Here is a 16,032-nt window from a genome sequence, read left to right on the forward strand (position 1 = left end):
GCGAGAATAACGGCGTATCGAGAAAGGTTTGAAATTCGAACCACAAAGCACTTCTCGATACTTCCGACTAGCGTCGGAAACTCGAAGTGACAGTAGAACTAAAACCACAGGTCGCCGCGCTCGTTACTCACTCGCAATGACGCTGGCAAATATTCACTGAAAACTGACAACCCACAACCGAGAGCTAAAAAAAACTACCTAATAAAAACCGGCTCGTTTTCCTTCTCAGTATGTTCTTCACTAAAACGATAATCCATATAATCAAAACCTTTGAGATCTTCCAGCGTATTTACGTCTTTGTCTATAATATAACGTACCATAGCACCACGTGCTTTTTTAGCGTAAAAACTGATGATCTTTAATTTTCCATTTTTGAAATCCTTAAACACCGGTGAGATCACCTCAGCTTTTAGTTTTTTGGTGTCTATAGCTTTAAAATATTCGTTGCTGGCCAGATTGATAAAAAGTTCGCCATCTTCCATTTCCTCATTAAGGAGTTCGGTAACTTTTGATTGCCAAACTTCATATAGATTATCCTTGCGTTCTATACCTACCGAAGTTCCCATCTCTAAACGATAAGGTTGCATTAGATCCAGCGGTTTTAGCACGCCGTAAAGTCCGGATAGGATGCGCAAGCTATCCTGCAGGCGATCCAGTTTTTCGGTGGGAATGGTGTAGGCATCCAGGCCTGTGTAAACATCGCCGGCAAAAGCATACATCGCGGGGCGGGAGTTCTTTTTGTTGTGTTCTTCCTCGAAGTCCTGGTAACGGGTATAATTAAGATCGGCAAGCTTATCGCTTATGCTCATCAATTCAGAAATCTCATTTTTGGTCATTCTCGCCATCTTGCGATTAAGCTTGGCAGTAGTTTCCAAAAAAGCGGGCTGGGTGCCGCGAGTGGTAGGTAATTTAGATTCGTAATCCAGGCTTTTGGCCGGAGAAACAACAATTTTCATAATTATGCGGTTTTTACTTCAAATATAAGTGAAAGCATAGAAAACAGGAAAGCCGCCTTTTATTAGTTTTTTATAGAAGAATAGTTATGAGTTATTGCGGTTGATAAAATTATATCGCTTTACGGAAAACCCTTTTTTGGTTTCTGAATTAAATGTTAAATTGATCTATCTTAAAAAAGAGCTTTTCTTTTTTAAATTTTTTAGGAAAATTAGAATTCAAAAAGAAACTAAAAATATGATTCAATTCCAAGAAGTTTTCACTTACAGCGATCAACCCACAACGTGTCCATAATGTGGAAATAGGACTGGATTAATTTTGGATCTATCTCATTCTTTAGAAAAAACTCAAATACATAAATGTTTATCTCATTATTGCCAAAATAAATTCGTCACCCAAGCTGATAATTAATGAAAAATGGTCAAAAACTTTGGACTAGAGACGAATTGATATTAGCTATAAATCTTTATTGTAAACTACCTTTCGGTCGCTTACATAGATCAAATCCTGAAGTCATTCATTTAGCGGAATTGATTGGTAGAACACCGAGTTCTATTGCCTATAAGTTAGTGAACTTCGCAAGTCTTGACCCAAGCCTACAAGCTAGAGGTATAAAAGGTGCTTCAAATTCAAGTAAATTAGACAAAATAATTTGGGATGAATTTTATAATAATTGGGAGGGTTTACCCTTTGAAAGTGAAAAATTATTATCTGAATTTGAAAATAGATCTATTGAAGAACTTAACGATATAAAAATAGATGAACTTCCTGAAGGAAATACAAGAGAACAACTTGTAAAAGTTAGAGTGAATCAATCTTTTTTTAGAAAGTCAATTTTAGCATCATATAATAATACTTGCTGTATTTCTGGACTAACCAATAGTGAATTGTTAATCGCTGGTCATATAAAGCCTTGGAGTTCTGACGAGAAAAATCGATTAAATCCTAGAAATGGAATTGCGATTAACGCCCTACACGATAAAGCATTCGAGAATGGCTTAATAACAATCACTCCAGAATACAAAATAAAAATCTCGAAGGTTCTATTAAATCAAAAGAAAACTGATGCTCTTGAAAAATATTTCTTTCAATATGAAAGTAAAGACATATTTCTACCTTCTAAATTTTTACCTGATGTAGAATTTTTAAAATATCATAATGAGCAAAGATTCCAGCGTTAGGGATTGCAGTGGAAATCCTTTTTGCGAGGGACAATAAACTTTCCAGGATCAAAACCACAAAACATTTATATAAAAACCTCGAATTTTAAGACAAGTTCTGAAATATTAAATTTCGATTATCGAGCAAAAAGATTGTAGCGGAAAGCCCGACCCGCCAGGGGAACGCCCAAATAATTGTTATCCCTTTTCTGCTATTCATTTTTCTAAAACCACCTCTTTTTTACAAAAACCTTCACCAATGTTCAACCTAACAAAAGCTCCTATTTTCTTAAATTTCGGCTAAAAAAAAATGAGCATCGCTGAAAAGTTTAAATTAGATGAGCGCCAGCAGGACCGCGTAATTGCTATGGCCTGGGAAGACCGCACGCCTTTTGAAGCTATTGAATACCAGTTTGGGCTGACCGAAAAAGATGTGATAAAATTTATGCAGGAGCAAATGCACCCGCGTAACTGGAGAAAATGGCGCGCCAGGGTGCAGGGAAGAAAAACCAAGCACGCAAAATTACGGGATAACGAGATCTCCAGATTTAAATCTACTGCGCAACGCCAAATAACCGGCAATAGAATTTCTAAGAAAAAATATTGAAATACGTTAATTTCAACTGGTTTTTCCTTTTAAAGTTTCTTTTTCCGTATCTTATTGCTTCCTAAACTTTAAGTATATGGCAGGTTCTTCTAAATATCCTAAACTGGTAAAAGCCTTTAGCGGAAGTTTTCTATGGAGAAATTCCGAAGGAGTTATTATAGATTATAACGGACAGTTGCTTAATTCGGCGCATTTTCAGTTTAAAAGTTCGGGTGGAAAATTCATTAAGATCAGGTTTAAACGCAAACTCTCTTCGGCTAAAAAATTACCAAAATTTATGTGCTCCTGGAAAATGATGACCCAGGTAAATTGTTCGCTGAATTGAGGAGTTTCCTATATATCGTAGCTCAATTTAAATTCTTAACAGCTTAGACCTTTGATATGAATTTAGGATTATGGATGCTACGTCATCCTGAATTTGTTTCAGGATCTAGGATGAGCGTAAATTCTTTTCATGTTAGATTCTGAAACGAGTTCAGCATGACGCGAAACTCAACTACAAGTCTTCGTAAAGATCCTTCAATTCTGGATTCATCGATTTTACCAGATTCCATTTCCATTCTTTATGCCAGTTTTTCAATTGTTTCTCCCTGGCGATGGCTTGATGAATTTTTGAAAATTCTTCGAAATAAATTAAAAATTTAAGGTGATATTTTCTGGCAAACAATGACCCCATATCGCTTCTATGTTCGGTGATTCGTTTTTTCAAATCTGAAGTCACACCTATATAAATCATTGTTCTGGTAGAATTAGAGAGTATGTAGATGTAGCTATTTTTCATTTATAAATATAAAAAAAGTTTAATTCCTGTTAGACCCCGAAACAAGTTAGGGGGTGACGGTAAGCTCGTGATCGTTCCCCCAGAGCAAACAGCTGACCCGTTAAAATCCTGTTATTTCAAATTTTCTTAACGCCTTAAGCTTTTAATTCCTCGCAACTTGCAATCCAACCAATAAAATAGAACTATGAATTTGAATGATAAAGTAGCCGTAGTTACCGGCGCAAGTAGCGGAATTGGAAAATCTATTGCCGAAGAACTTTCTAAAAAAGGTTGTAAAGTAGCCCTTGCCAGCCGAAGTGTAGATAAATTAAAAGAAATTGGAAAAGGACTTAGTCAGAGTTTTGAAGTAGAATTAGACGTAACCAGCGATAAAAGTGTTCACGAAGCTTTTGAGAAAATTTACGATCATTTTGGTCGCATAGATATTCTGGTGAATTCGGCCGGAGTAATGCCGCTCACCTATCTTAAAAATGAAAAGCTTGAAGACTGGCTGCAAACCATAGAGGTAAATGTTAAGGGAACGCTGCGCTGTATACACGCCGTGCTACCTGAAATGAAAAAACAAAACAGCGGCCATATTATTAATATCGCCTCGGTAGACGGAAAAGAGATCTTTGAAGGTGGTGCTGTTTACGGTGCTTCTAAAGCCGCAGTGATAGAACTTTCTAAAGCGATGCGCATGGAACTTTCTCCCGACTTTAATATTCGGGTAACCTCCATAGAACCTGGAACAGTAGAAACCAGCCTTAGAGAAGATATTACTGATGAAGAATTATTAGAGGATAAAGATTACGGTGGTGATGAACCAAAATTAGCGCCTAAAAATATTGCAGATGCCGTGCTTTACGCTACCACGCAACCCGATAGTGTAAATGTAAACGAATTGCTTATAAAACCTACGGGGAAGAGTTAGAAACTCTTAACCCCTCCGGCCTGCGGCCACCTCCCCTTGTAAATAAGGGGAGGAACTTTTGGGTTGTTTTTAAAACAATTTATTGAGGGAAATCTTCGTGTTTTAAAAGCGCGAAAACCAGAATTAGTTTATTTTCAGAATCTATCCGGAAAATGATTACATATCCTTTGAAAATCATTTCCCGGATATTTTCATTTTCAAAATAAATTGATGGACGAAAAGAGTATGGATAATCTGAAATTTTTCGAATTTCAGACAATAAGTCGGTTTTAAATTTTCTAGCCGCTCCGGGTTTATCTTTTGCAATATATCTTACCTGACGTTCAAGTTTAGTCCTGAATTATGAAGATAATTTAATCTTCATATTCATTTATAACCTTTTCCAGATAGCTGTCATATTCTTCGAAATCCATTAAATCGGAATTCCCTTTTTCAATTGCTTCCAGCTCCTTTTGAAGATTTGCTTTTTGCTTTTCAAAATCTGAATCAGGGATAATTTCGAGTTCATTTTTATCGAACTTTTCCAAAAACTCCATTAAGTCTTTATAGGCCTCTTTTGTACTAACTTTTAAGCGTATGTTTTCCATTTTAACAAGCTTTCTTATAAAGTTAACGAAAAAACCTTACAAAACCTCTTTCTGGTTTTTGGCATAATTACGCCATTTTTCGATACAAGCCTGGATATCCTCCGGAATTTCGGTATTAAAACTCATTGCCTCGCCGGTTTTTGGATGAATAAACCCAAGCGTTTTAGCATGTAGCGCCTGGCGTGGTAATATCTTAAAACAATTATCTACAAATTGTTTGTATTTAGTAAAAGTAGTTCCTTTAAGAATCTTCTCTCCTCCATAGCGTTCATCGTTAAACAACGTATGCCCAATATGTTTCATATGCACCCTAATCTGGTGGGTTCTTCCTGTTTCCAGTTTACAGGAAACAAGGGTTACATAACCAAAACGCTCTAACACTTTATAATGGGTAACTGCAGGCTTTCCTTTTTCGGCCTCGTCACCTTCATAAACCGTGTTTTGCAAACGGTTTTTAGGATGTCGGCCAATATTGCCCTCTACCCTGCCTTCGTCTTCTTCAATATTTCCCCAAACCAAAGCTACATATTCTCGCTCACTGGTTTTATCAAAAAACTGTTTGGAGAGATGCGCCATAGCCTCTTCGGTCTTGGCGATCACTAAAAGTCCACTAGTGTCTTTATCTATTCGGTGTACAAGCCCAGGGCGATCACTGGAGTTGTTTGGGAGATTTTCAAAATGATAAACCAGGGCATTTATTAACGTACCACTATAATTACCGTGGCCTGGATGCACTACCATTCCGGCTGGTTTATTCACTACCAATAAAGTATCGTCTTCGTAAACTATATCTAACGGAATATTCTCTGGCGTTAGTAAAAACTCATAAGGCGGATGCTCAAACATTACCTGCACCACATCGCCGGCTTTTACTTTGTAGTTTTGTTTTACCTGCTCTTCGTTAACGTAGATATTACCGGTTTTCGCGGCTTTCTGGATTTTATTTCGAGTTGCGTTTTCAATAAAATTCATTAAGAATTTATCTACTCGCAAAGGTTTTTGACCGGGACCGGCCTCAAATTTATGATGTTCGTATAAAGTCTCGTCCTGTTGCTCTATTTCGTTCTGTTCTTCTTCTTTCATTAAAGTTCAATTTCTTCCTCTTCAGGAGTTGTAGTATCCTGCCCTTCTTCTTCCATTTCATATCTTCCGGAACCGTCTCCCAAAACCAAATCTATGGTAGAAGTTTTCATTAGTTCGTCTCCCGGTTCCAGTTTTTTCCCTTTATGCCTTAACTCTAAAACAGCATCTTCAGCAATATCTGGCTTATAACTTACGTCTCCAATTTCAAAACCTAAAGACCGTAAAGTAGGTTCGGCCTGTCTTCTGGTTCTTCTAATAAGATCAGGGATCATTACTTTTCTATATCCTGACGGATTTAAAGTGAGGTAGATCTTTCGGTTCTCTTTTACGAATTGTCCCGGTTCTGGCACCTGTTCTATTACCGAATAACGAGGAAAATCGGGATTAAAATTTGCTGAATCCAGAATTTCATATCTTAAATCTAGCGCTGCCAGTTTATCATCTACTTTATCCAAAGATTGCTTAGACAGGTCTGGAACGGCGATACGCTGATCTTGATTTGTAGAGTAATCCAGCCATCTTAAAGCTAAGAAAGCAATTACTACCACTAAAATGGCAGCAATGACCAACTGAATTAAAAATGTTTTACTGAAAATAAATTTAAAGAATCCCATACATTTGTTTCTAAGCAGCAAAGATATAAAACCCCTGCTTTTGGTGGCAGATTGTTTGTAGATTTGTGATATCAGTTGTGAGTTTTGGGTTATGAGTTATTAGAAACTAACAAAAACAGCCCAAATACCGAGAACTGAGAACCGAGAACTGAAAACTGATAACGGAGAAATGAAGAAAAAAATTGCCATCGCCATGGGCGGATATTCCAGTGAATATAGAATCTCTATCAACAGTGGAAATATGGTTTACAAACATTTAAACCGCGATTTATACGAACCTTACCGAGTTCATATTTTACAAAAAGAGTGGTTTGTAGTGACTGATGATGATACGCCTTACCCGATTAATAAAAATGATTTTACCGTAAAAATAGACGGAAAAACAATTTCTTTCGATTGTGTTTTTAATACTATTCACGGTACACCGGGAGAAAACGGATTGTTACAGGCATACCTGGAATTGGTGGGAATTCCGCAGACTACCTGTGGCTATTACCAGGCAGCCTTAACTTTTAATAAGCGAGATCTTATAAGTGTTTTAAAGCCATACGGAATAAAAACCGCGGTGAATTATTTTCTAAATAAAGAGGATAAAGTAAACGCGGAAGAGATAATTGCTAAAGTTGGTTTGCCGTGTTTTGTAAAGGCTAACCGCGCTGGAAGCAGTTTTGGGATCACCAAAGTTAAGACGGAAGAAGAACTTATTCCTGCCACAAAAACGGCTTTTAAGGAAGATGACGAAGTGATTATTGAATCCTTTCTTGATGGCACCGAAGTTTCGGTTGGCGTAATTACCTATAGAGGGAAGGTAAAAGCGCTTCCGGTTACCGAGATTATTTCTGAAAATGAATTCTTTGATTACGAGGCCAAATATTTGGGAAAATCACAGGAGATCACACCGGCGAATCTTTCCGAAGAAAAAACCAAACAGGTGCAGGAAATCGCAAAACTGATCTATAAAAAACTAAAAATGCGAGGTTTTACCCGCTCTGAATTTATTTTTCATAACGGGCAACCCCATTTTATTGAAATGAATACCACCCCGGGATTAAGTCAGGCCAGTATTTTACCTCAACAGGCAGAAGCAGCCGGTATCACTTTAACCGAACTTTATGGCAGCGCGATCGAGACAGCTCTAAAAAACCGCTAGATACTTAATTTAAAATACCGGGATGGCTATTTATTAAATATCCCGTTTCGTGGTTCGAAAAACGCCACCAATACCTACATTAAAATAATGAATTTTACCGTCATAACCGGGATAATTAGACATTTGAGGCATTGTATAACCGTAGCGGCAACGAACAAACCAATAGGTTTTATTATTGGGGAATATAGCTCCCGTATTCCAGCCCAGTTTAAAATCCAGGTTAGCACCTACGGTATATGAAGTTACAAATCCAACTGTGCTCTCATCCAATTCGGGACGATCCTGAATATCTGCTTCTACCGGGCTAAAGCCCACTCCTCCAATTCCTGCAAAGGGACTTAATTTTATTTTTTCGGTATCTACCACACTATATCCTATAGAAGCTTCGGGTAAAAATTGAGTTACGCGCATATCTTTTTCCCAGCTTATTCCTTCTACTTCCTGCTCTCGAAGCGTTTTTGGAAAACCTATATAGTTTCGTAAGTAGAGAGTGAATTTCTTATACTCAATATCGAACCCGTGCCCTAATGCAAAACCATTATTAAATTGTGAGGAGAGCTCCCCAGTTTGGATGGCATATCCCGCGAAGAAATCGAAAGCAAAACCCCAATTGGAGGCTTTGAATTTATATCTGATATTATTTTTAACTAATTCTGTATATTTTCCGGCAGGGTGTTTTTCTATGAATAAGTCGGCCATTTCATTTATTTCATCCTGGGTAATTGTATTTAATGGTTCCCCAGCAATCATAAAGTTTAAATGAAGTAAAAGAAAATCTTTTTGATCTTCATTTAAATCGGAAGTTAATATTTCTCCCTCCAGTTGTTCCAGCTCGTTCCAGGACTTCTCCACCAATTTATAATAAAGCCGATCTTCTGGCGGAAAGATTTTATCCTGATAATTCTTATTCCCTTTAGTGTAATAATAGTTTACCGAATCTAATACATCATAAAATTCACCCGTCCAGTACGAAATTAACCACTGCTCGCCGGGCAGCAGTGCTATATAATTTTCTGAATCAACTTCTTTAAGCAAATAATTTCTAACTTCATCTACCTTTTTCAAATCACCTTCCATAAAGCTATCGGCCAGAAGCAATCTTCCTTTTGAGATTATTTGAGTTTGAGAATTGGTATAACTTAATATTTCATTTTCAATATTATCTTTATTTTGCGCTGAAACATAAGAGATAACCGAAAGAAATAACAGAATAAATAGTTTATTTTTCATGGATAATGTTAATACGCAAAAATATAATTTCCACGAAATTTTCGATATTTTTCTTGCTAAATTTTTAAGCGGTTTTTAAAATTTTCACTTGCATAGCTAAAGACTTATATTTACTGAAAAGTTTGATAGTTTTACTTCCAAAAACAATAGCGAGAAAGCTAAGACTGGGAGAATTATATTAATAGATTTTCAGCTTTTATAAATAAAGAGAATGAATTTATAGTTTCCCGTCAGAATTTATACTTAGGTATCGACATGGGGAAAGACAAAGATATTTATTATGAGAAAAGCAGTTTTTCCGGGATCTTTTGATCCTATTACTTTAGGCCATACCGATATTATTGAAAGAGCGCTTCCGCTTTTTGACGAAATTATCCTGGCTATTGGTACCAATTCTAATAAAAATTATATGTTTTCATTGGAGGAACGACTGCGATTTTTAAGGGAAACCTTTAAAAATGAACCCAAAATAACCGTAACCACTTACCAGGGACTTACCGTAGATTTTTGCAAAGAACAAAATGCCGGTTTCCTTCTACGCGGCTTGCGAAATGCGCAGGATCTGGAGTTTGAAAAAGCCATTGGGCAAACCAACTATAAAATGAGCGGGATAGACACCCTGTTTTTTATTACTTCTTCCGGGAAAAGTCATATTTCCTCAACGGTGGTGCGGGATGTTATTCGAAATAACGGGAATTACGAGTTTATGGTTCCAGATGTGGTGAGGAAAGCCCCCTAACCCCCGAAGGGGGAATTATTGCCCGGTAAAATAATGAAGTTATCACCGCGCTTGTTTCTCGCTCACAAGAAACAAATGAAATAAATAACTCACAGGTTTTGAAAACCTGTGAGGTCTACATTTTTTAGAAAATATAATTCAGCTGAAGCCCTCCAAAATAATTTCTGGGGTTTCCAGGATAATAATATCGTGGAGCAGAGCCTCCAAATCCAACGGCATTCGTGACTATACTTGCGGCATAATTTTCATCTAAGGCATTGTTTACTCCGCCGTATAAATTCAAGTTTAAATCTTGAAACACATTAAAAGTATAACCTGCTTTAAAATTCAACAGACTGTATCGATCGGTATAACCTGAATTAGCATCATCAAGAGGAATTTCTCCAACATTTCTATAGTTTCCGAAGAATTCAAAACCTGACTCGCTTTGGATATCTACGCCCAGGTTTAGCGTATATTTAGGAACTCCGGGAAGCTCATTTCCGGAGAAATCTTCATCATTATTTACAAACTCATCAAATTCGAAAAAGTTAAAGGCGCCGTTTACATAAGGCTTAATTGAAATACCAGGTCCTACCAAAAAACGGTAATTAGTTAGAAACTCAATTCCATTATGATTGGTTTTCCCTGCGTTAATTCCTACATATTGATCCTCTCCTACTCGCTGCGCAACTAACAGATTATCTATTTGAATGGAATACACAGAAATTTCGGTATACAATTTATTTTGAAGCCAGTTCCCTTTAAATCCTGCTTCATAATTAATTCCGGTTTCAGGCTCAAGATTCGTGTTTATTTGCCCTTCAGGAGTTAAGGTTTCAGCAACCGTGGGTGTTGAAAATCCATGGCTTATAGATGCATAGATGTTTTTGCCTTCGCCAATTTCATAACTCGTTCCAATTCTTGGAGAAAATACAGTGTCAAATCCGTATTCACCGGTTTGATCTACTTCATCCTGAGTATAAAGATCGGTTAAACTATAATTTGTGGTATTTATATTAAAGCCTGCCTCCAGGTTCCATTTTTCGGTAAATTCAAGATTAACCTGAGCAAAGAAATTAGCATAATTTCTATCCTGTTCATTATTGCTTAAGCGTTCACCCAGCACACTTCCTTCACCCGGAAAATCTTCATATAGATTCTGAAAAGTTCCGGTTTCATACCATTCGTTATAGTATTCGGCTCCAAAACTAATTTCAGAAGGCAATTCGAAGATCTGAGTGTTTAAATTGAACTTTGTACGAACTCCGGCAGAAACCCGTTCTTCCTTTAAAATATCAAAAGGTCTCGGCTCGTAAGCATCTCTAAAACTTAAAAAGATACTCGTGATGTTACTGAAATTCTCAAAAAGTGAATGCGTGTAAGAACCACCTAGCATACCTTTATCGTAAGATTCGTAACCCTGGGCTTGCCCCCAGGTAAATGCTGCTTTTTCAGGATTATTTCTAAGATCCTCTTCGTTTAAAGAACTTGGAATAAATGCTTTTAATCGGGTGAAATTGGCTAAATAAGATAAACTACCATTTTCGCTGGTTTTAAGACTCCCGTTTACCAAAGCCGATTTTCTATCGTAATTTCCGTTGTCACGGTAACCATCGCTTGTTAAATTTGTAAAGGTGGCAAAAAGTGAAGAATTCTTAGTGGTATTAGAAGCCTGGTAAACCTGCTTTTGGGTATTAAAACTTCCAAACTGAGTTTTTGCAGATAGCCTTGCTTCTTCCCTTTCGGGTTGTTTAGAATATAAATTGATAGATCCACCCAAACCAGCACCATAAATACTGGAAGTGGGACCTTTTATTACTTCAATTCTATCCAGGCTTTCCTGGTCAAAATCGTCTAAAGTCAATTCCCCTTCGGCGGTAGTTAATGGAATTCCATCAAAATAAGCCTGAATTCTATTTGTGCTGTATTGTGAACGTGCTCCTATACCTCGAATATTGATCTTATTGGTGTTTAAAGCGCCCTGGTTTACATACATTCCCGGAACAGTATTAAAAGTTTCCAGCACATTCGTAGCATCGGTTCGTTTAAAATCGGTTTCTGTAACCAGGTTTACCGAAGCCGGCACTTTTCTAAGTGTCTTGGGAATTACGGTACTGCGCACCACCACCTCTGAAAGATTTTCTGAACCTGGACTTAAATAAATCTCCTGGAGAGACTCAGAAGCGCTCAGATTAACTTTCAAAGTTTCGTAACCTAATGCCGAAATTTGAAAGCTACCAGGCAAGTCTTCAGCATCTAAACTAAAAATACCATCTTTATCTGAAACCTCAACTACACCTGAAGCACTCGAGATGCTCGCACCTGCAACTATTTCAGTAGAATTTGTTTTTAATATTTTAAATTGATTTTCCTGTGAGAACAGGTTTCCTGCAAAGAATAGGCACAAAAGTGCCAGTATTTTTTTTTCCAATATTTTAAATTTTATTCGGCTGACACTTTCCAAATTATATTCGCGTCGTCATCATTTACCAGTAGTGCTCCATCTGGGGTCACGCTAACTCCTACCGGTCTTCCATGGACTTTACTTTCGGCTTCATCGGCAATAAACCCGGTAAGAAAATCTTCAGGCTGTCCTGGTTTTCCGTTTTCATCAAAAGGCACAAAAAGAATTTTATATCCAGAAAAATTCGCTCTATTCCACGAACCGTGTTGCCCTACAAAAGCGCCATTTTTATACTTTCCCGGAAATTTATCTTTAGTGTAAAATGCCAGTCCTAAAGAAGCGGTATGCGGGCCAACCGGCACATCTGGTACAATAGCTTTCTCTACTAAATCAGTATGCGGATCTTCTGCCCAGCGAGGATCCTGAATTTGACCGTAATAAGAATAAGGCCAACCATACCAACCGCCTTCCTGCACGCTGGTAATATAATCTGGCACTAAATTATTTCCAATTTTATCACGTTCGTTTACGGCTGTCCATAACTCGCCGGTTATAGGATTCCAGTCCATTCCTACAGGATTTCTTAATCCGGCAGCGTATAATTTCTCTCCGCTTCCATCAGGATTAATTTCAAGGATTGCGGCACGCCTTTCTTCCTTCTCCATTCCATACTCTCCAACATTACTGGCAGAACCTACAGAAACATAGATTTTACTTCCATCTTTATTGGCGAGTAAATTACGGGTCCAGTGATTATTATATCCACCGGCAGGCAAACTAAGAATTTTCTCTCCTTCCAGTTCTATTTTCGTATCCCCTTCAGAATACGGATATCGATAAAGTCCGTCAGTGTTGGCTACATAAAAGTAATTATCTAAAACCAACATTCCGTAAGGCTGATTTAGATCTTCCATAAATACTTCCTGGTAATCTGGACTTCCATCGCCATCTTTATCCCGAATTAATGTAATTCTGTCAGCACTATTTTTGGTATTAGATTCTACCACAAAAATATCATCGTTAGGCGCAATATAAGTGCGTCGCGGGTGCTGTAAGTTTTCAGCGAACTTAGTTACCTTAAATCCGGCAGGAGCTTTTGGTTTTTTATCTCCCCAACCAATAACCTCACTTTCTTTGGTAACAGATTCAGATGAAAATGGTGGCACCAGTTTGAGTTTCCCAATTTCAGTCTCTACAATGTCTGCAGGGCGTTTAGAGAGTTCCTCCTTTTTTTCTTCGCTTAAATTTGTATTTACCTGAGCTTCCGCTTCAACAGCCAGTGTTAAACAGAAACCGAGACTCAGAATAGTGGTTAGTTTTTTCATAATCTATATTTTAGCCTAAAATTACTTTTAAATATTTCGGCTAAAAAGTTTTTAAAGCGGATTAGGTTTACTTTAACAAGCGCTATTTAGGACAGGTTGTTTGGTGGCTATGCGGGTTTTGGTTAAGTTTATACTTTCAATTGCTTAGGATACTATGAAAAAATATCTCGTACTGAGTTTGGGGCTACTTTCGCTGATTTCCTGCGATTTAGAGAAATATCAACTGGTCACCGAATATGATTTGGAGACCCGTTTTGAGAAAAGTGGTGGTAAAGAAACCGGCACTTATGAAGAAGTTATAGACTTTTATACCCAATTGGCCGAAAGTTCCGGCAAAGTAAGCCTGGAAGAATTTGTAAAAACCGATAGCGGCAAACCTCTTCACCTTGTCATTTACAGCCCTTCTGAAGAATTTGATTTTGAAGATCTAAGAAAGAAAAATAGTATTATTCTTATTAATAATGGCATTCATCCCGGGGAAAGCGATGGCATAGATGCCACCATGATGCTTTTTAGAGACCTGGCCGGCGATTCTATTGCTGCGCCAAAAAATACTGTTTTAGCGACCATTCCCATTTATAATGTTGGTGGTGCCTTAAACCGAAATTCTACCAGCCGTACAAATCAAAACGGTCCTGCTGAATATGGCTTTAGAGGAAATGCCAGGAATTATGACCTGAATCGGGATTTTATAAAAGCCGATACGCGAAACACCAGAAGCTTTTACGAAATTTTTCATCACGTTAAACCAGATATTTTTATAGACAATCACGTAAGTAACGGCGCCGATTATCAATATACGCTCACTCATCTCTTTACCCAGCACAATAAATTAGGTGGCGAGCTCGGCAACTATTTAAATGAACAAATTATGCCGGCGCTGGAAGATTCGCTCGCTAAAAAAGACTGGGACATCACACCTTATGTAAATGTCTTTAATGAAGTGCCAGAAGAGGGATTTTCTCAGTTTAACGACTTACCAAGGTACTCTACCGGGTACACCACGCTATGGAACACTATTGGAATGATGGTTGAAACTCATATGCTAAAACCTTACCCTAAACGTGTAAAAGGAACTTATGAGTTGATGCGAAGTATGATTGGTATTGCTGAAAAAGACAGGGAGCGAATGAAAGACCTTCGCAACAGGGCTTCAAGAAAATACCTAACCGATCGCTGGTATCCCATTAACTACAAACCGGATATGGAAAACCCAAGTAAGCGCAATTTTAAAGGTTACGAGGGTGAAATGATTGCCAGTGAGGTTACCGGTGGTGAACGTTTAAAATATGACACGCAAAAGCCATTTACCAAAGAAGTGGATTACTACAATAATTTTATAGCTGAAGATACTATTGAAATTCCACGTGCATATATTGTACCCCAGGGATGGTGGCAGGTCACAGACCTTTTGAAGCTGAACCAAATAAAACTAGAGCCCTTAGCCCGAGATACCACATTATATGTTGAAACTTATAGCATAGAAGATTTTAAAACCGGCGAGCAGGCTTACGAAGGTCATTACAAGCACAGCGAAACCAGGGTTTCCAAAACAATGGATTCAGTTGAGTTTAGAAAAGGAGATTTTGTGGTAAAAACTTTTCAGGAAGGTGCGCGCTATTTAATCGAGACTTTAGAACCTAAAGCACCAGATTCTTTCTTCAACTGGAATTTCTTTGATACTGTTCTTCAGCAAAAGGAAGGCTTTTCTCCTTATGTTTTTGAGGATATCGCCAAAAATATGCTCGACGAAAATCCAGAGCTAAAAGAGCGTTTTGAAGAAAAGAAAAATAGTGATACTGATTTTTCTAATAACTGGTATGCCCAATTAGACTGGCTGCATAAGCAATCGAAACATTACGAAGAGGCGCATTTACGCTACCCTATCTTTAGAATGCCCCGTTAAATATTTTTCTGGAAAAAGAAGTTTAATATTCGCGTAGGATTTTTGAAGCGCCTTTTGGCTTTTCTTTAAATCCTTCCATTTGGCTTTCTCAATACCTTCTTTGGTTTCGGGACGCAATTCCCCGTCGTAGGAAGTACGCATCTCATACCAATGGGTAACCTTAAGGCGGTAACGGCCCTTTCGTTTAAATATATGATAAGTTTTCTGCAAGAATTTAGTCACTTTTAAACCTTCTACCCCAGTTTCTTCTTCCACTTCTCTGATGGCAGAAGATTCAATAGTTTCATTCTTTTCGGTTTTACCTTTTGGAAGATCCCAGCGTTTTTTTCGGTAAATAAATAGAATTTCATCTTTATCATTTAAAACCATTCCGCCCGCTGCAGTTACTACCCGCAACTTCTTAAAAAGATGTTTCAGTAGCTTTTCTTCTTTCTCGTGATAAAGATTCACATAGAGCAGTTCACCTTTACTAATTTTTTTAATTATTCGCTTAATTCTAACTTTTTTGATAGGCAGCGATACATAATTTTCACCTAAATCTTTCTTAGTAGAGAGAATTAAGGGAACATCATTTACAAAAACTTTATACATTTGCAG

16 protein-coding genes and 1 pseudogene are annotated in these 16,032 nt (G+C 37.6%); 7 read left to right on the forward strand and 10 right to left on the reverse strand.

Features of this window, described 5'->3' with window-relative positions; translation table 11 throughout:
* Positions 1-194: 194 nt before the first annotated feature.
* Positions 195-956: a peroxide stress protein YaaA gene (gene yaaA / locus APB85_RS00470; RefSeq protein ID WP_057480199.1), complete on the reverse strand. Its 762-nt coding sequence runs from the start codon at positions 954-956 to the stop codon at positions 195-197.
* A 408-nt stretch (positions 957-1,364) separates the two neighbouring features.
* Here yaaA and APB85_RS00475 point away from each other — a divergent pair, with 408 nt between their 5' ends.
* The 3 genes from APB85_RS00475 to APB85_RS00485 all read left to right on the forward strand — a co-directional run bounded on the left by APB85_RS00475 (position 1,365) and on the right by APB85_RS00485 (position 3,046).
* Positions 1,365-2,135 carry an HNH endonuclease gene (locus APB85_RS00475; RefSeq protein WP_057480201.1) on the forward strand — a complete coding sequence of 257 codons (771 nt, stop codon included), beginning with the start codon at positions 1,365-1,367 and terminating at the stop codon, positions 2,133-2,135.
* A 289-nt stretch (positions 2,136-2,424) separates the two neighbouring features.
* Positions 2,425-2,721 (forward strand): TIGR03643 family protein, encoded by a 297-nt coding sequence (locus tag APB85_RS00480; protein ID WP_057480202.1) that lies wholly within the window; start codon positions 2,425-2,427, stop codon positions 2,719-2,721.
* 76 nt (positions 2,722-2,797) lie between these two features.
* A complete protein-coding gene (locus tag APB85_RS00485; RefSeq protein ID WP_057480203.1) occupies positions 2,798-3,046 on the forward strand; it encodes a hypothetical protein in 249 nt (82 codons plus the stop codon).
* 171 nt (positions 3,047-3,217) lie between these two features.
* On the opposite strand, the gene APB85_RS00490 is transcribed toward APB85_RS00485, so the two are convergent.
* The gene (locus APB85_RS00490) at positions 3,218-3,502 is read right to left on the reverse strand and encodes a GIY-YIG nuclease family protein (protein ID WP_057480204.1); all 285 of its coding nucleotides are present in this window, start codon (positions 3,500-3,502) and stop codon (positions 3,218-3,220) included.
* A 184-nt stretch (positions 3,503-3,686) separates the two neighbouring features.
* Here APB85_RS00490 and APB85_RS00495 point away from each other — a divergent pair, with 184 nt between their 5' ends.
* Positions 3,687-4,415: an SDR family oxidoreductase gene (locus APB85_RS00495; protein WP_057480205.1), complete on the forward strand. Its 729-nt coding sequence runs from the start codon at positions 3,687-3,689 to the stop codon at positions 4,413-4,415.
* Positions 4,416-4,494: 79 nt separating this feature from the next.
* Here the strand turns inward: APB85_RS00495 and APB85_RS00500 are convergent.
* From APB85_RS00500 to APB85_RS00515, 4 genes and pseudogenes are all read right to left on the reverse strand, one after another.
* Positions 4,495-4,740: pseudogene (locus APB85_RS00500) on the reverse strand (type II toxin-antitoxin system RelE/ParE family toxin); the annotation flags it as partial.
* Between the two features lie 28 nt (positions 4,741-4,768).
* The gene (locus APB85_RS00505; protein ID WP_057480207.1) at positions 4,769-5,002 is read right to left on the reverse strand and encodes a hypothetical protein; all 234 of its coding nucleotides are present in this window, start codon (positions 5,000-5,002) and stop codon (positions 4,769-4,771) included.
* Between the two features lie 36 nt (positions 5,003-5,038).
* Complete coding sequence (locus APB85_RS00510) at positions 5,039-6,085, reverse strand: RluA family pseudouridine synthase (protein WP_057480208.1); 1,047 nt, start codon at positions 6,083-6,085, stop codon at positions 5,039-5,041.
* Complete coding sequence (locus tag APB85_RS00515; RefSeq protein ID WP_057480209.1) at positions 6,085-6,699, reverse strand: PASTA domain-containing protein; 615 nt, start codon at positions 6,697-6,699, stop codon at positions 6,085-6,087. The genes APB85_RS00510 and APB85_RS00515 overlap by 1 nt, the downstream gene beginning before the upstream one ends.
* Before the next feature lie 169 nt (positions 6,700-6,868).
* Between APB85_RS00515 and APB85_RS00520 the strand changes: the two genes are divergently transcribed.
* On the forward strand, positions 6,869-7,849 hold the full coding sequence (locus APB85_RS00520; protein WP_057480210.1) for a D-alanine--D-alanine ligase: 981 nt from the start codon (positions 6,869-6,871) through the stop codon (positions 7,847-7,849).
* Between the two features lie 33 nt (positions 7,850-7,882).
* On the opposite strand, the gene APB85_RS00525 is transcribed toward APB85_RS00520, so the two are convergent.
* Positions 7,883-9,079 carry a hypothetical protein gene (locus tag APB85_RS00525; protein WP_057480211.1) on the reverse strand — a complete coding sequence of 399 codons (1,197 nt, stop codon included), beginning with the start codon at positions 9,077-9,079 and terminating at the stop codon, positions 7,883-7,885.
* Between the two features lie 280 nt (positions 9,080-9,359).
* Here APB85_RS00525 and coaD point away from each other — a divergent pair, with 280 nt between their 5' ends.
* On the forward strand, positions 9,360-9,818 hold the full coding sequence (gene coaD, locus APB85_RS00530) for a pantetheine-phosphate adenylyltransferase (RefSeq protein ID WP_057480212.1): 459 nt from the start codon (positions 9,360-9,362) through the stop codon (positions 9,816-9,818).
* 124 nt (positions 9,819-9,942) lie between these two features.
* Here coaD and APB85_RS00535 read toward each other — a convergent pair whose 3' ends face one another.
* Positions 9,943-12,231, reverse strand: coding sequence for a TonB-dependent receptor family protein (locus APB85_RS00535; protein WP_057480213.1), 2,289 nt, complete (start codon positions 12,229-12,231; stop codon positions 9,943-9,945).
* 11 nt (positions 12,232-12,242) lie between these two features.
* Entirely contained in the window at positions 12,243-13,529 is a 1,287-nt protein-coding gene (locus APB85_RS00540) for a PQQ-dependent sugar dehydrogenase (RefSeq protein ID WP_057480214.1), read from the reverse strand.
* A gap of 154 nt (positions 13,530-13,683) precedes the next feature.
* On the opposite strand from APB85_RS00540, the gene APB85_RS00545 reads away from it, so the two are divergent.
* Positions 13,684-15,435, forward strand: coding sequence for a M14 family metallopeptidase (locus APB85_RS00545; RefSeq protein WP_057480215.1), 1,752 nt, complete (start codon positions 13,684-13,686; stop codon positions 15,433-15,435).
* Here APB85_RS00545 and APB85_RS00550 read toward each other — a convergent pair.
* Positions 15,403-16,026, reverse strand: coding sequence for an NUDIX hydrolase (locus APB85_RS00550; protein ID WP_057480216.1), 624 nt, complete (start codon positions 16,024-16,026; stop codon positions 15,403-15,405). The genes APB85_RS00545 and APB85_RS00550 overlap by 33 nt on opposite strands.
* Positions 16,027-16,032: the final 6 nt, after the last annotated feature.

The sequence above is a fragment of the Salegentibacter mishustinae genome, from assembly GCF_002900095.1.
In the GTDB taxonomy this organism is placed as follows: Bacteria; Bacteroidota; Bacteroidia; order Flavobacteriales; family Flavobacteriaceae; genus Salegentibacter; species Salegentibacter mishustinae.

What these genes read in the sequence shown, in the direction of transcription:
- yaaA (WP_057480199.1), bottom strand. Translation starts at nt 956, where the DNA reads ATGAAAATTGTTGTTTCTCCGGCCAAAAGCCTGGATTACGAATCTAAA.
- APB85_RS00475 (WP_057480201.1), top strand. Translation starts at nt 1,365, where the DNA reads ATGAAAAATGGTCAAAAACTTTGGACTAGAGACGAATTGATATTAGCT.
- APB85_RS00480 (WP_057480202.1), top strand. Translation starts at nt 2,425, where the DNA reads ATGAGCATCGCTGAAAAGTTTAAATTAGATGAGCGCCAGCAGGACCGC.
- APB85_RS00485 (WP_057480203.1), top strand. Translation starts at nt 2,798, where the DNA reads ATGGCAGGTTCTTCTAAATATCCTAAACTGGTAAAAGCCTTTAGCGGA.
- APB85_RS00490 (WP_057480204.1), bottom strand. Translation starts at nt 3,502, where the DNA reads ATGAAAAATAGCTACATCTACATACTCTCTAATTCTACCAGAACAATG.
- APB85_RS00495 (WP_057480205.1), top strand. Translation starts at nt 3,687, where the DNA reads ATGAATTTGAATGATAAAGTAGCCGTAGTTACCGGCGCAAGTAGCGGA.
- APB85_RS00505 (WP_057480207.1), bottom strand. Translation starts at nt 5,002, where the DNA reads ATGGAAAACATACGCTTAAAAGTTAGTACAAAAGAGGCCTATAAAGAC.
- APB85_RS00510 (WP_057480208.1), bottom strand. Translation starts at nt 6,085, where the DNA reads ATGAAAGAAGAAGAACAGAACGAAATAGAGCAACAGGACGAGACTTTA.
- APB85_RS00515 (WP_057480209.1), bottom strand. Translation starts at nt 6,699, where the DNA reads ATGGGATTCTTTAAATTTATTTTCAGTAAAACATTTTTAATTCAGTTG.
- APB85_RS00520 (WP_057480210.1), top strand. Translation starts at nt 6,869, where the DNA reads ATGAAGAAAAAAATTGCCATCGCCATGGGCGGATATTCCAGTGAATAT.
- APB85_RS00525 (WP_057480211.1), bottom strand. Translation starts at nt 9,079, where the DNA reads ATGAAAAATAAACTATTTATTCTGTTATTTCTTTCGGTTATCTCTTAT.
- coaD (WP_057480212.1), top strand. Translation starts at nt 9,360, where the DNA reads ATGAGAAAAGCAGTTTTTCCGGGATCTTTTGATCCTATTACTTTAGGC.
- APB85_RS00540 (WP_057480214.1), bottom strand. Translation starts at nt 13,529, where the DNA reads ATGAAAAAACTAACCACTATTCTGAGTCTCGGTTTCTGTTTAACACTG.
- APB85_RS00545 (WP_057480215.1), top strand. Translation starts at nt 13,684, where the DNA reads ATGAAAAAATATCTCGTACTGAGTTTGGGGCTACTTTCGCTGATTTCC.
- APB85_RS00550 (WP_057480216.1), bottom strand. Translation starts at nt 16,026, where the DNA reads ATGTATAAAGTTTTTGTAAATGATGTTCCCTTAATTCTCTCTACTAAG.